16 protein-coding genes are annotated in these 13,724 nt (G+C 69.5%); 7 read left to right on the top strand and 9 right to left on the bottom strand.

Going from position 1 to position 13,724, the window contains the following annotated elements:
• Positions 1 to 46 precede the first annotated feature (46 nt).
• The 5 genes from A5780_RS03885 to A5780_RS03865 all read right to left on the bottom strand — a co-directional run bounded on the left by A5780_RS03885 (position 47) and on the right by A5780_RS03865 (position 3,829).
• Positions 47 to 655, bottom strand: a complete 609-nt coding sequence (locus A5780_RS03885; RefSeq protein ID WP_064907722.1) for an MspA family porin — start codon at positions 653 to 655, stop codon at positions 47 to 49.
• Between the two features lie 123 nt (positions 656 to 778).
• A complete protein-coding gene (locus A5780_RS03880; RefSeq protein WP_064907721.1) occupies positions 779 to 1,828 on the bottom strand; it encodes an ABC transporter ATP-binding protein in 1,050 nt (349 codons plus the stop codon).
• Entirely contained in the window at positions 1,825 to 2,640 is an 816-nt protein-coding gene (gene modB, locus A5780_RS03875; protein ID WP_063014651.1) for a molybdate ABC transporter permease subunit, read from the bottom strand. The genes A5780_RS03880 and modB overlap by 4 nt, the downstream gene beginning before the upstream one ends.
• Positions 2,637 to 3,422, bottom strand: coding sequence for a molybdate ABC transporter substrate-binding protein (gene modA, locus A5780_RS03870; protein WP_064907720.1), 786 nt, complete (start codon positions 3,420 to 3,422; stop codon positions 2,637 to 2,639). The genes modB and modA overlap by 4 nt, the downstream gene beginning before the upstream one ends.
• A 5-nt stretch (positions 3,423 to 3,427) precedes the next feature.
• Positions 3,428 to 3,829 carry a molybdopterin-binding protein gene (locus A5780_RS03865; RefSeq protein WP_063014721.1) on the bottom strand — a complete coding sequence of 134 codons (402 nt, stop codon included), beginning with the start codon at positions 3,827 to 3,829 and terminating at the stop codon, positions 3,428 to 3,430.
• 136 nt (positions 3,830 to 3,965) lie between these two features.
• On the opposite strand from A5780_RS03865, the gene A5780_RS03860 reads away from it, so the two are divergent.
• Positions 3,966 to 4,448, top strand: a complete 483-nt coding sequence (locus A5780_RS03860) for a nitroreductase/quinone reductase family protein (protein ID WP_064907731.1) — start codon at positions 3,966 to 3,968, stop codon at positions 4,446 to 4,448.
• Positions 4,449 to 4,452: 4 nt separating this feature from the next.
• Here A5780_RS03860 and A5780_RS03855 read toward each other — a convergent pair whose 3' ends face one another.
• On the bottom strand, positions 4,453 to 4,884 hold the full coding sequence (locus A5780_RS03855; protein WP_063014655.1) for an SRPBCC family protein: 432 nt from the start codon (positions 4,882 to 4,884) through the stop codon (positions 4,453 to 4,455).
• A 42-nt stretch (positions 4,885 to 4,926) separates the two neighbouring features.
• A complete protein-coding gene (locus tag A5780_RS03850; RefSeq protein ID WP_064907719.1) occupies positions 4,927 to 5,994 on the bottom strand; it encodes an XdhC/CoxI family protein in 1,068 nt (355 codons plus the stop codon).
• 148 nt (positions 5,995 to 6,142) lie between these two features.
• Between A5780_RS03850 and A5780_RS03845 the strand changes: the two genes are divergently transcribed.
• The 4 genes from A5780_RS03845 to A5780_RS03830 are packed head-to-tail and all read left to right on the top strand — an operon-like array spanning position 6,143 to position 10,599.
• Positions 6,143 to 8,494: a xanthine dehydrogenase family protein molybdopterin-binding subunit gene (locus tag A5780_RS03845; protein ID WP_064907718.1), complete on the top strand. Its 2,352-nt coding sequence runs from the start codon at positions 6,143 to 6,145 to the stop codon at positions 8,492 to 8,494.
• Positions 8,491 to 9,366 (top strand): xanthine dehydrogenase family protein subunit M, encoded by an 876-nt coding sequence (locus tag A5780_RS03840; protein ID WP_064907717.1) that lies wholly within the window; start codon positions 8,491 to 8,493, stop codon positions 9,364 to 9,366. Before A5780_RS03845 ends, A5780_RS03840 begins: the two co-directional genes overlap by 4 nt.
• Complete coding sequence (locus A5780_RS03835; RefSeq protein ID WP_064906527.1) at positions 9,359 to 9,901, top strand: (2Fe-2S)-binding protein; 543 nt, start codon at positions 9,359 to 9,361, stop codon at positions 9,899 to 9,901. The genes A5780_RS03840 and A5780_RS03835 overlap by 8 nt, the downstream gene beginning before the upstream one ends.
• 17 nt (positions 9,902 to 9,918) lie before the next feature.
• Positions 9,919 to 10,599 (top strand): SRPBCC family protein, encoded by a 681-nt coding sequence (locus A5780_RS03830; RefSeq protein ID WP_064907716.1) that lies wholly within the window; start codon positions 9,919 to 9,921, stop codon positions 10,597 to 10,599.
• 10 nt (positions 10,600 to 10,609) lie between these two features.
• Here the strand turns inward: A5780_RS03830 and A5780_RS03825 are convergent, their stop codons facing one another.
• Positions 10,610 to 11,161: an NTP transferase domain-containing protein gene (locus tag A5780_RS03825; protein WP_063014670.1), complete on the bottom strand. Its 552-nt coding sequence runs from the start codon at positions 11,159 to 11,161 to the stop codon at positions 10,610 to 10,612.
• Between the two features lie 174 nt (positions 11,162 to 11,335).
• Here A5780_RS03825 and A5780_RS03820 point away from each other — a divergent pair, with 174 nt between their 5' ends.
• Both A5780_RS03820 and A5780_RS03815 read left to right on the top strand, forming a co-directional pair.
• The gene (locus A5780_RS03820; RefSeq protein ID WP_064907715.1) at positions 11,336 to 11,971 is read left to right on the top strand and encodes a TetR/AcrR family transcriptional regulator; all 636 of its coding nucleotides are present in this window, start codon (positions 11,336 to 11,338) and stop codon (positions 11,969 to 11,971) included.
• A 330-nt stretch (positions 11,972 to 12,301) separates the two neighbouring features.
• Complete coding sequence (locus A5780_RS03815; RefSeq protein ID WP_064907714.1) at positions 12,302 to 13,204, top strand: SDR family oxidoreductase; 903 nt, start codon at positions 12,302 to 12,304, stop codon at positions 13,202 to 13,204.
• A gap of 37 nt (positions 13,205 to 13,241) precedes the next feature.
• Here the strand turns inward: A5780_RS03815 and A5780_RS03810 are convergent, their stop codons facing one another.
• Complete coding sequence (locus A5780_RS03810; RefSeq protein ID WP_146098624.1) at positions 13,242 to 13,667, bottom strand: hypothetical protein; 426 nt, start codon at positions 13,665 to 13,667, stop codon at positions 13,242 to 13,244.
• Positions 13,668 to 13,724 lie beyond the last annotated feature (57 nt).

Below are 13,724 nucleotides of genomic sequence, written 5' to 3'. Positions count from 1 at the left end.
TCGCGGGCGGCGTCCAAAGCCGCTTGGACGTCGGGATGGATTCCACTCATGCGCTACCTCCGGATTGACTCGTGGTCGGGGTTGTCGTGGTGGTGACCGTCGTGGTGGGCGCAACACTCGTGCCGACAGCCTTGGTCTGGGTGGTCGTGGGGGGAGTTGTCGTGGTGCGGGCGGTTGTGGAGGAGGCGCCGGTACCGCTGGGGGTGGTCGTGGTCGGAGTGGCGCTGCCGGTGGTCGCGATGGGAGCGGCGGCGGTCGTCAGCGACGGTGGCGTGAACGTCGGGGAGATGCTCAATTGCAGCCCTTGGTTGGGCGAAATGCCTACGTCGAAGCCGCCTGCCACGCTGATCCCGCATCCGAGCAGGAATCCCGCCACCGCCTGGCCCGAGGTGATCGGATCGCCCTCGACGTTGACCGAGAAATTCCCGGACAGCTGCGCGGCATGCGAGAACGTCATGAGATAGTTCGGCGTCCGGTCACCGGGTGGGTTCACCCCGATGTTGTCCACCGACGCGGTCAGATGGACTCCCGAGCCGGTCACGTCCGTGCCGGGTGGCTGGGCGTGACTCGTTTCGCTTCCGCCGGTCCATAAGATCGACGCGACGGCGGTAACCGCGGCGATACCCGTCGCGGCGGCGATGAGAGGACGTCGCATAGCTAGATCCTGTTCCTCGGTGTCACGGCAGCAGTCCCCGAACAGCTATCGACCGGCAAGCATAATGCGCGAACCCGCACGGACCCCGGATTCGACGCGCGCCACGCCGCCCCCCTCGAGATTTCAAGCGGGGTAGACATGGATTTCGGTCGCCTTGACCGCGGCCCATACCCGCATACCCGGTTGAATGCGCAGGTCGGCCACCGCCGCCGCGGTAATGTCGGCGAGCACAGGTGGAGCTCCGTCGAGGCGGACGCGGGTGAGATTGGCGTGGTGTTCCAGGCCGCCGATGGTCACCGGCCAGGTGTTGCGGGGGCTGCCGCCGGGTTGCTGGGGATGCAGGCTCACCGCGGTAGGCGGGAAGGTGAGGAAGACGCGGCCCGTGGCGGGAGCGGCGACGGTGAGGTGCCCGCCGTTGTCGATCTCGACGCCGGTGCCCGCGGCGGTGCCGCGAAACAGATTGAGCCCCATCAGATCTGCGACATAGTCCGACCGCGGCCGCCGGGCGATCTCGGTCGGCGCGCCCTCCTGGACGATAGCGCCCTGTTCGAGGATGACGAGCCGGTCCGCCAGCACCATCGCGTCGAGCGGATCGTGGGTGACCACCACGGTATGGCCGCGATAGTCGCGCAGGTGGCGGGCCAGGTCGGCGCGCACCTGCACCCGGGTTCCGGCGTCGAGCGCGGCCAGTGGTTCGTCGAGCAGCAGCAGCTGCGGGTCGGTGGCCAGGGCGCGCGCGAGCGCCACTCGCTGCGCCTGTCCGCCGGAGAGTGTGCGCGGTGTAGCGTGTTCGTGCTCGGCGAGACCTACCCGGGCGAGCTGCTCGGCGGCGCGGGCCCGCGCCTGCGCGCGCCGCATGCCGCGGGCCCGCAAGCCGAAGGCGACGTTCTCGAGCGCCGAAAGATGCTGAAACAGCAGGTAATCCTGGAAGACGACGCCGACCTGTCGCTGCTCGGCCGGGACGAAAACTCGCGGCGGTTCGTCCCAGACCCGGTCGGCGACGCTGAGGCGTCCACCGGTGAGCGGTTCGAGTCCGGCCAGCGTACGCAGCGCCGTGGTCTTCCCGGCGCCGTTGGGCCCGAGCAGCGCCACCACCTCACCAGGTTCGACGGTGAGCGCCAGGCCGAGGCGGAAGCGCTCCCGCCGCACCTCGAGTTCGGCCCGCAGCGTCATACCGCTCCTCGAATCCAGCGCTCGCGCAACGACACCAGCACCGCGACCGACACCAGCAGCAGCACCAGGCTGAGCACGATCGCGGCATCGGGATCGGTTTCCAGCGCGAGATACACCGCCAGCGGCATGGTGGTGGTGCGGCCGGGGAAATTCCCGGCGAAGGTGATGGTCGCGCCGAATTCGCCGAGCGCCCGAGCCCAGCACAGTACGCCGCCGGCGAGCACGCCCGGCAGGATCGCGGGCAGGGTGACGCGGCGAAAGGTGTACCAGGGGGTCGCGCCGAGGGTGGCGGCGGCTTCCTCGTAGCGGGTGTCGGTACTGCGCAGCGCGCCCTCCACCGAGATGACCAGAAACGGCATGGCGACGAACGCCTCGGCCACCACCACTCCCGGCGTGGTGAACGGCAGCGAGACGCCGAACCAGTCGTACAGATACTGCCCGAGCAGCCCGCGGCGGCCGAACACCAGCAGCAGTGCCACGCCTCCGACCACCGGCGGCAGGACCAGCGGCACCGTCACCAGCGCGCGGATCACGCCCCGGCCCGGGATGTGCGCCCGCGCCAGCAGCCAGGCCAGCGGGATGCCCAACAGCAGGCAGATCACGGTCGCGCAGCTCGCGCAGATCAGCGAAAGTCGCAGGGCGGTACCGACTTCGGCGCTGAACAGCCGGTCGGTCAGGCTCGCCCACGGGGTGCGCACCAGCAGGCCGATCAGCGGAATCACCAGGAACGCCAGCGCGCCGAGCGCGGGCAGCACCAGCGCGACCGGCCGCCGTCCCGATACCGCCCGTCGCCGCGTTCCCGGCCTGCTCACGGGGTGTCGAATCCCGCGGCGGCGAACACCTTCTTCGCCGCATCGGAGTGCACGTAGCCGACGAAGGCGGCGGCCGCGGCGGCGTGCGGGGCCTTGGCGAGCGGTGCGATCGGATAGGTGTTGACCACCTTCGCCGATTCCGGGAATTCGATGCCCTGCACCTTGTCGCCGGCCGCCTGCACATCGGTGCGGTAGACCAGTGCGGCGTCGACCTCGTCCAGGGTCACCTTGGTGAGCACGGCCTTGACATCCTGCTCGCGGGTGTCGGGCAGCGGGGTGATGCCGGCGATCTGGAAAACCTTCTCCGCGGCCGCACCACACGGCACCTGCACCGCGCACAACGCGATCCGCGGCTCCGGTTTGCCGAAGTCGGCCAGTCCGGTGATCTTGCCCGGATTGCCCTCGGGCACCGCGATTTCCAGCCGATTGCTCACGAACGTCTCCGGTTTCGCGGTGACCTCACCGGCGTCGACCACCTGCTGCATATTGGCCGGGGCCGCGGAGGCGAAGACATCGGCGGGCGCCCCCTGCTGGATCTGCTGGGCGAGTGCCGAACTGCCGCCGAAGCTGTAGACGACCTTCACGCCCGGGTGGGCGGCCTCGAAGTCGTGTCCGAGCTTCGTGAACGTCTCGGTGAGCGAGGCCGCCGCGAAAACCGTGACCGTGCCCGAGAGCTGGTCCGTTCCGGTGGCGGACTTCGCGTCGTCGGAACCGCATCCGGCCAGGCCCGCGGTGACCGCCACGACGGCCGCCGCGGCGCCGATGGTGCGCAAGAGCTGCATTCTCGTCAACTTTCCGGAATTTCGACCACGACGTGGGTCGATTTGACCGAGGCGACGGCGATACTGCCGACCTCGAGACCGAGTTCGTCGACCGATTCCCGGCTGACCAGCGAGACCAGCCGGAACGGGCCGGCCTGCATCTCGACCTGCGCCATGACCGTGTCCTTGACGATGCGGGTGACGATGCCGCGCATCCGGTTGCGGGCCGAGGCGGCGACGGTGACACCGGGTTCGCGCGCCTCGGCGTGCTGACTACGCAGGACCTCGGCCAGATCCGCGCCGCGCACCCCCTTGCGGCCGCTGTCGAGCCGGATCTCCGGCAGCCGCCCCTGATCGATCCAGCGCCGCACGGTGTCGTCGCTGACCCCCAGCAGCGCCGCCGCCTCACTGATCCGCAAATTCGTCACAATGGGAAGCATATTGCCGTGAATGCGGTACACAAGCCCCGCGTGGTTGCGGACCGGTTAATTCTCACCGGGACGGGACGCATTCGTGCGGCCCGGCCCCTGGCGGGAACGCGAGGGCTGATGCATGCTCGGCGATATGGCCTCGCTCGCCGGAATCGTCTCCGCCACGACCCGATTCGCGAACTGCCGCGGCGTCTATGCCGGTCGGCGGGCAACGAAAGTCCATGTGGCGCTGTACCGATGCTCGGGCGGGCGGATCGGCGGGCGCATGCCGGGCCGTCGGCACGCGCGCATACTCCTGCTCGACCACGTGGGTGCGAAATCCGGCATTCCGCGAACCTCACCGCTGATGTACGTCGACGCGGGGGCCGCGGTGGCGATCGCGGCGTCGAAGGCGGGGCAGCCGCACCATCCCGCCTGGTATCACAACCTCCTCGCCCACCCCGACACCACGATCCGGATCGGAAGGCAAGTCCGCTCGGTGCGGGCGCGGGTCGCCACCGCGACCGAATATCGGGACCTGTGGCGTGAATTCGTGGCTATGACACCGGATTACGAGTTCTGTCGGCGCCAGGCGGGCGGGCGCACGATCCCGCTGATCGTTCTCGAACCGCGCTGAGCGTTCAGCAGTACAGGTCGACGAACCGGTCGAGTGAGCGTTCGATATCGCCCCGCAGCGCTCGTGCCACCGTCGCTCCGATCGGGCCGAACAGCGGTCGCCCACCCAGATCGATGTCGACGGTGACCGCCGAACCCGAGGCGTTCGGCGCGACCAGCAGCGCCAGTCCCAGTTTGGTGCCGCCTTTGCCGGCGCCGCTCAGCACGAGCCGGCGCGGTGGTTCGGCGGTGCGCACGGTCCAGCGCACGCGGTTGCGCAGACCCTTCACCGAGGCGATGCCCACCAGTTCGGTACCGGGAGTGAGCTCGTCGGGCACCCGGCCGCGCCACGCCTCGTGCATGATCAGCCACTGGTCGAGCTCGCCCAGATTCGCCGCGTGCGACCACGCCCGATCGGGGGAGATCGGAACGTCCACCGAGACCTTCAGTTTCGCCACGGGTGGATGGTAACCGCCGGTGATTCGGCCATCCGACCGTGGTTACGAGGCGAGTCCGGGGTCGGCGTGGATCGGCCGGTCCGTCGCCGAGAGCGGTTGCCCGGAACCGCCGCGGCGCACCGCCACGATCTCGGCGCCGATCGACACCGCGGTCTCCTCCGGTGTGCGGCCACCGAGTTCCAGTCCGATCGGTGAATGCACCCGGCGCAGCTGATCATCGCTGATGCCGTTGTCGCGCAGGTGTTTCCGTCGCTCTCCATCCGACCGCCGCGAACCCATCGCCCCCACATAGGCCACCGGCAGTCGCAGCGCTGTCGCGAGGACCGGCACATCGAATTTCGGGTCGTGGGTCAGCACGCAGATCACCGTGCGCGAATCGACGTGCGTACCGGCCAGATACCGATCGGGCCGATCGCGCACCACCTCGTCGGCCTCGGGCAGACGCGCCCGGTCGGCGAAGACCGGGCGCGGTTCGCAGACGGTGACGCGGTAGCCGAGCAGCCGCCCGACCCGGCACAGCGCGGTGGTGAAATCGGTGGCGCCGAAGACGATCATGCGCGGTGGCGGGGCGAAGGACGTCACGAAAACGGTGCGTTCACCCTCCGCGCATCCGATGGTGCGGACCGCGCTGGTGGCGGCCTCGAGCATGGCGCGAGCATGTGCGATCACCGCTGGGTCGGCGGGTCCTCCGATCGAGCGATCCGGTCGCACCGCGACGATCGCGCCGGATTCCAGATCGCGGACCAGGGCGACCGGCCGATCCGGATCCAGCGCGACGTCGATCGTCTCGTACTCGGCTGCGGTCACCCGGTGGATGAACACCTCCAGTTCCCCGCCGCAGGTGAGCCCGACCGCGAAGGCGTCGTCGGCGCTGTAGCCGAAGGTGCGCCGGACCGGCTCCCCGGATGCGAGCACCTGCAGGCATTCCTCGTAGACCGCGCCCTCCACGCAGCCGCCGGAGAGGCTGCCCCGCACCTGGCCGGACGCGGAGACCGCCATGGTGGTGCCCAATGTCCTCGGCGCGCTGCCGCGTACGCCGATCACGGTGGCCAAGGCGTATGTCGTTGCGGCGGCATGCCAGTGCCGCAGGTGCTCGCCGAGTTCCCGCACGCCGACCTCCGATGAGAATTACATTCTCCTTCTACTGTAGCGACGTACTCACTTTCGGCATATATTGTTAACCGACCGCGAGGTGCCGGTCCTTGTCCGACGGCGAACAAGAGGGGATCAGTCCGATGACCGCGATGCGAGCCGCCCGATGACCTCGACGACAACAACCGCGAGCGCCTCCGTGGTCGGCGCGCGGATCCCGCGCATAGAGGACGCGCGCCTGGTCACCGGCGCGGGAACCTTCGTCGACGATGTGACCCGCCCGGGCGCGGCGCACGCCTGCTTCGTGCGCAGCCCGCTGCCCCGCGCGACCATCGGCACGATCGACGTGTCGGCGGCGCTGGAACTGGACGGGGTACTCGCCGTCTACACCGCCGCGGACCTCAATCCCGGTGCGCACGAGATCTCCTACGACCTGGACATGGTCGGTATGCCGCCGGTGCCGCGCCCGCCGCTGGCCGAGGAGGAGGTCCGATTCGTCGGCGATCCGGTCGCGCTGGTGATCGCCGCCGACCGCTATATCGCCGAAGACGCCGCCGAACTGGTCGTCATCGACTACGAACCGCTGGACCCGGTGGTCGACTACACCACCGCGGAACAGTCGCCCAATCTGGTGCACGCCGGATTCGCCGGTAATTCGGCCGGGGCGATGGGCGGGCGTCCGGCCGCCGACCTGGCACCGCTGTTCGACTCCGCCGCACATGTGGTGCGCCAGCAGATCTTTCAGCAGGCCTATCTGCCGGTGCCGATGGAAACACGCGGCATCCTCGCCGAATGGTCGGCGTCGACGGCGGAGATGACGATCTGGATCGCCACCCAGTCGCCGCACGAGGTCCGCGCGTTCTGCGCCCGGCTGCTCGGCATCGACGAACACCAGGTCCGGGTGATCGCGCGCGACACCGGCGGCGGTTTCGGGCTCAAGCAACTGCCGCTGCGCGAGGAGACCTGCGTCATGCTCGCCTCGCGTGCGCTCGGCGCCCCGGTGAAGTGGATCGAGGACCGTCAGGAGAATCTGATGGCCTCGGGCCTGGCACGGCACGAGAACGCCGATGTGGCAATGGCATTCGACGCCGACGGCCGGATCGTCGCGGCCTCCATCGACCATGTGCAGAACGTCGGCGCCTACCCGACACCCTCGCCGATCACCGGTGGTGTGGTCGTGGGCATTCTCTTCCCCGGCCCTTACCGCATCACCGACGCCTCGTTCAGTTCGAAGTTTCTCTACTCCAACACCGTCGGGCGGGTCGCCTATCGGGGGCCGTGGCAGTTCGAATCCGTGGCGCGCGAGGTGCTGCTCGACCACGCGGCCCGGCAGATCGGCATCGACCCGATCGAGCTGCGCCGCCGGAACATGCTGCGCCGCGACGAATTACCGTGGGCCAATCCCAACGGCATGTCCTACGACAACATCTCGCCGATGGAGACGCTCGAGCAGGCGGTCCAGAAACTGGACTACGACGCCTTCCGCGCCGAACAGCGCGCCGCCCGCGCGCAGGGCCGCTACCTCGGCGTCGGCACCTGCACGTATGTGGAACCGACCACCGGCGCGAGCCCGTTCCTCAGCACCGAGGGCGCCACCATCCGCATCGAACCGAGCGGCAAGGTCAACGTCTACGTGGCGGGGGGTTCGGCCGGTAACAGCTTGGAGACCACCGTCGTTCAGCTCGCGGCCGACGCGCTCGGGGTCACGCTGTCGGATGTGCGGACCATTCAGGGCGATACCGCGGTGACGCCGTTCGGCGGCGGCACCGGGGGCAGCCGGTCCGGATCGATGACCGCGGGTGCGATCGGGCAGACCGCGGCCGTGTTGCGCGAGCGGATCGTCGCGATCGCCGCCCACCGCCTGGGCGTCGCGCCGGAGGAGATCGAGTTCGCCGACAGTCGAGCGAGCGTGCGCGGAGCTCCCGACAAGGGGCTGACGCTGGCCGAGATCGCCGATATCGCCTATTTTCAGGCCGACAGTCTGCCGCCCGGAGTACCGCCGGGGCTCGAGGCCAACGGCCGGCACAAGACCTCGCAGATGGCGATCTGGGCCAACGCCACCCACATCTGCACCTGCGAGGTCGACATCGAGACCGGAGCGGTGACGCTGCTGCGCTACATCGTCAGCGAGGACGTCGGCCCGATGATCAACCCCAATGTGGTGGAGGGCCAGATCTACGGCGGCACGGTGCAAGGCATCGGCGGCGCGCTCTACGAACATCTCGCCTACGACGAGAGCGGAAATCCGGTCGCGACGACCTTCCTGGACTATCTGCTGCCGACCGCGATGGAGGTTCCGGATATCGAGGTCGGCCACGTCGAGACGCCGAGTCCGGGGCCGGGCAGCTTCAAGGGCGTCGGCGAGGGCGGGGCGATCGGCGCGGCGCCGGCCGTGCTCAACGCCGTCGCGGATGCGTTGTCGCCGTTCGGGATCGAGCTTCGGGAGCTGCCGCTCGCACCCGCACGGATCGTGGAGATGGTGGAGCGGGCACGTGCCGCCGGGAAGGAATTGGCATGAAACCGGCCGCCTTCGACTATCACGCCCCCGGCTCGGCCGAGGAGGCGGTGACGCTGCTGGCCGAACTCGGTGACGAGGCCAAGGTCATCGCCGGCGGCCAGAGCCTGGTGCCGATGCTGGCATTGCGGCTGGCGGTCTTCGACCATCTCGTCGACCTGCGGCGAGTCGACGACCTGCGCGGTATCGAGGCCGGGGCCTCGACTGTGCGGATCGGTGCGGGGAGCACCCACGCGGCGGTCGGCGCCTCCGCGGAGGTCCGCCGGGCGGTACCACTGCTGCACCGGGCGACACCGCTGATCGGGCACTTCCAGATCCGCAACCGCGGCACCATCGGCGGCTCCATCGCCCATGCCGACGCCGCGGCCGAATATCCGGTGGTGGCCCTGACCCTGGACGCCGAGATCGAGGCGTTGTCACCGCGCGGACGGCGCACCCTCGCGGCCGCGGACTTCTTCACCGGCATGTGGACCACCGCGCTCGAACCCGACGAACTGGTCACCGCGATCACCTTCCCGGTCCGGTCCGGGCGCAGCGGCTTCGCGATCGAGGAATTCACCAGGCGCAGCGGCGATTTCGCCATGGCCGGGGCGGCGATAGCGGTCCGGCTGGACGGGGACTCCCGCATCGACCGCTGCGCGATCGGACTGTTCGGCCTCGCGCCGACCCCGGTGCGGGCGCATCGGGCCGAGGCCACACTGCTGGGCCGGCCCGCCGATGCGGTGGCGGCCGAGGAGGTCGGCGCCGCCGCGACCGCGGACCTGACCGCGATCTCGTCGGATGTGCACGGTTCGGCCGAATACCGCCGCCGGCTCGGTGCGGCGATGGTGGCGCGGGCGTGGGGCCGCGCGATAGAGGAGGCGAGCAATGACTGAGGTCGATATCGAGGTGCGTATCAACGGCTTCCGCCGCCGCGACGGCGTTGCGCCCCGGCTGACGCTGGCCGATTATCTGCGCGACCGCTGCGGGCTGACCGGCACCCACCTCGGCTGTGAACACGGCGTGTGCGGCGCCTGCACGGTCCTGCTCGACGGCGCCGCGGTCCGCTCCTGCCTGATCTTCGCGGTCCAGGCCGACGGCGCCGAGATCACCACCGTCGAGGGCATCGCGGGACCCGACGGGAAATTGTCGGCGGTGCAGGAGGCCTTCCGCGCCGAACACGGATTGCAGTGCGGCTTCTGCACGCCCGGCTTCATCGTGTCCGCGACCGCCTTCCTGCGGGAGAATCCCGACCCCACCGACACCGAGATTCGCGAGGCGATCTCGGGAAATCTGTGCCGCTGCACCGGATATCAGGGCATCGTGCGCGCGGTCCGTGCCGCCGCCGATGCGCGCGAGGCCGGTGCCGAATCGTCCACCGGCGACGAGGCGGCGGCCGATATCGCCGCACCCGCCGCGCGGCGGGCCTGATCCGACCGAGGACCTTCATGAAACTCGACAACACGTTCACCATCCCCGTTCCGGCCGCGCAGGCCTGGCCGGTACTGCTCGACATCGAACGCATCGCACCGTGTGTGCCCGGCGCGACCATCACCTCGCGCGAGGGCGACGATTTCCACGGCCGGATCAAGGTCAAACTCGGCCCGGTGGGGTTGAGCTACAACGGGATCATCAAGGTCGTCTCGCAGGACGAACAGGCCGGGGTCGCGGTGCTCGAGGGCCGCGGCCGTGAAGCGCGCGGCAACGGCACGGCGAAGGCGACCATCACCTGCCGATTGGTCGAGAACGACGGCAGCACAGACGTTTTCGTCGATACCGATCTGGCGATCACCGGTAAGCCCGCCCAGTTCGGCCGGGGTGCGCTGGCCGATGTCGCGGGAACGCTGATCGGGCAGTTCGCCACCAATCTCGCCGACGAGATCACCGCCTCGGCACAGCCGGTGGCCGAACCGCTACGCGCCGTCACGGAGTCGCCGGATACGGGCGCGGCCACTGTCACCGCGCCACGGCAGCGCAGCGTCGCCGCCGCGCCGCGGACCCCGGCGGAGCCGCTGGATCTGCTCGCGGCCGCGGGGTCCGGAAATCTGTTGCGCTACGGCGGATTCGCGGCGGCGCTGCTGATCGTGGTGCTGGTGGCCGCGCTCCGGCGGCGAGCACGACAGGGCTGACCGGGCCGCGTCAGCGCTCGAGGTCGCCGGGTTCGTCGATATCGCGGCCGGTGGCCAGATCACCGCATTCCACGGTCTGCGCGGGGACAGTGCGCAGATAGGCGGCGGCGCCGCGGTCACCGGACAGGGTCGGCAGCAGGTCGGCCCAGTGCCGGCGGGCGATCACCACGGGATGGCCGGGGCGTCCGGCGAAACTCGCGCGCGCGATACCGGACGGGTCGGCCGTCGCTCGCTCGATCACCCGGGCGACGACATCCGCGCCGACATCGGGCGTATCCACCACGTGCAGGGCGGCGTAGGCACCGTCGAGGCGCTGCGCCGCACCGATTCCCGTGCGCACCGACGCGCTCATTCCCTCGGCCCACTCCTGCGCCACCACCGTGGTGGTCGCGGGAACGGGTGGGACCTCGGCGGCGCCGAGCACCACCACGACCTCCGCGCAGCCGCCGTCGCGCAGTGCGTTCACCGCGGTGGTCAGCCAGTCGCCGACCGTGGCCTTGGGACGGCCGAATCGCCGTCCCGCCCCGGCGGCGAGGACGACTCCGACGACTCGATCCGACATGGTTGGCCTCTCGGTGGGGAAACTGCTGTGGCGCCAATGTAATAGCGGAAACGCCGGTCCTTTGTGGACTCGGCCAATTCGCCGTCGCAAGCCGCCGAACAGGCGAAATATCGTTCCCGGGCATCCTAGGATGAGCAACCGACCAACAGGCGCGAGATCAGGTAGGAGTGCGTGATGCCGTCCAAGGCGGTCGGTCAGCGTCGACGCCCGACGCAGGAGCGTGCGAAGGAAACCCGCCAGCACATCCTCGACACCGCGGCGCGGTTGTTCGGTGAGCGCGGGATCGAGAACACCTCGACCAACCGGATCGCCGCCGAGGCCGGTCTCAGCATCGGCACCGTCTACCGGTACTTCTCCGACCGCACGGTCATCGTCGAGGAATTGCTGGAACGACTGCTGGTGAGCATCGAACGCCGCTTCACCGAACGGCTCGATCGCGCGGACCGCTCGGTCGAGGATATGACCGCCGACATCCTCGCCGCCATCTGCGACGAACTGGTCGACAACGCGAAACTGGTTCGCGCCCTGGCTGCCGGAGTGCAGTTCTACAACAGCGGCATCCCCGAATTCGAACCCCGCCTGCGCCTGCTGGTGAAGGTCCTGCTGATCCAGATCCTCGGCCCCAGCGACGACCACGAACTCGACGTCATGGCCTTCGTCCTGGTGAACACCGGTTTCTCCGCGGTCCTGCGCGCCTCCGCCCTCGAGGTCGACCCCGAGGAACGCCGCGAAGCCATCGTCATGACCGCCCGCATGATCGGCGCCTGGAGCACCGCGGAAATCGAACGCCGCGCAGCGAATTCGGCCTGAGCGCTCCCTCGCGGCCACTGTCGTTCGACGAGGTGCTGAGCGCGTGCCGGTCCGGGAACACCGTGCCCGGATGACGATGATTCGAGCCGGTCGCGATCTCGCGGCGGATATCCGGGTGCGTTCGCTGTTGTCGGCGGCTGTGGGTGGCGCCTAGGTCCTGCTCACCACGACCTCGCTGGGGGAGAAGTATCCGGGCGTCGAGCGATTCCTGGTTCGCCTGGCAGTAGGTGATGACAGCGACTGACATCGAGGTGTAGCGTGATGGCAGTCGCTGACATCGGCGGCCGCCGTGCGAGAGGCGCGGCGTATTCCTCGCGGGAAGGTCTTTCCATGCGCGTATTCATCACCGGGGCGTCGGGACATGTGGGGTCCGCGGTCGTGCCCGAACTGCTGTCAGCGGGACACGAAGTGATCGGACTGGCACGATCGGATGCCTCGGCCGCGGCGTTGGAGGCCGCGGGAGCGCAGGTGCAGCGCGGAAATCTGGACGAGCCGGAGGTGCTGGCCGAGGCGGCGGCCGCGGCCGACGGCGTGATCCACCTGGCGTTCAAACACGAGAACATGATCGCCGGAGACTTCCTCGGTGCGGCGGATGCCGACCTCCGGGTCGTCCGGGCGTTCGGTGAGGCCCTGGCGGGGTCGGGTAAGCCGCTGGTCGGTACGTCCGGAACGGGTCTGCTCGCGGCTCTGGGCCGAACCGGCACGGAAGCCGACTCGCTGCCGGCCGGGCCGCGCATCGACTCCGAGAACGAGGTGATCGGATCCGCCGAGCGCGGAATCCGATCCAGCGTGGTCCGGCTGCCACCGACCGTGCACAGCACCCTCGACCGCCAGGGTTTCGTCCCCATCCTGATCGCCACCGCCCGCGAGAAGGGCGTGTCCGCCTACGTCGGCGAGGGCGCCAACCGCTGGCCCGCCGGCCACACCCTCGACGCGGCGAACCTGTACCGCCTGGCTCTCGAATCCGCCCCCGCCGGCACCCGCCTGCACGCCGTGGGCGACGAAGGCATCCCGCTGCGCCGCATCGCCGAGGTGATCGGCCGCCACCTCGACGTCCCCGTCGTGAGCATCGCCGCCGAGGATGCCCCCGCTCACTTCGGTTTCCTCGCCCCCATGGTCCAGCTGGACAACCCCACCACGGCCGAGGCGACCACGTCCCTGCTCGGATGGAAACCCTTGCACCCCAACCTCATCGAGGATCTGGAGGAGGGCCACTACTTCACCGGGCGATAACCCGGAAGCACCGGCGGCCCACACGAGCCGCCGGCGCTCACCGCATGCGCCGCTCACACTCCTCGAACGGTGTGCCGGCATTGAAGCAGTCGGCCAAACCGCTTTGGATGTCACCACTGGTCGGCGGCTCGCCGCAGAGAATTCCGCAGCGCTGATAGCCGGGGACGGCGGAACCGTCGGGGAAGTGGCAGCCGTTGTCGTCGCAGGTATAGCCCCGGGTATTGGGGTCGTGGTTGAGGGGTCCTCGCGAGTAGGACCACACGTAGGCGTCCGTGCCTTCGACCTGGGTGCAATAGACGGTGCGGCCGTTCGCGAGGTGGGCGCTGCCACCGTGGTCGTCACAGTAGGCATTGAGCTCGACCTCGGGGCCCGGAGCTGCAGTCGGCGACCCGGATCCGCTGCCGGGTGCAGGGACAGCACCGGCCGGCGCGACCATCAGAATGGTCGCGGCCGCGGCGCTCACGAATCCGACGGCACATCGTCCTGTGCTCCGGAAACGCTTCGATCGGATCATCGGCCC

The organism is Nocardia sp. 852002-20019_SCH5090214 (assembly GCF_001665865.1).
Lineage (GTDB): Bacteria > Actinomycetota > Actinomycetes > Mycobacteriales > Mycobacteriaceae > Nocardia > Nocardia nova.
This window is presented reverse-complemented; position numbering and strand designations above follow the sequence as displayed.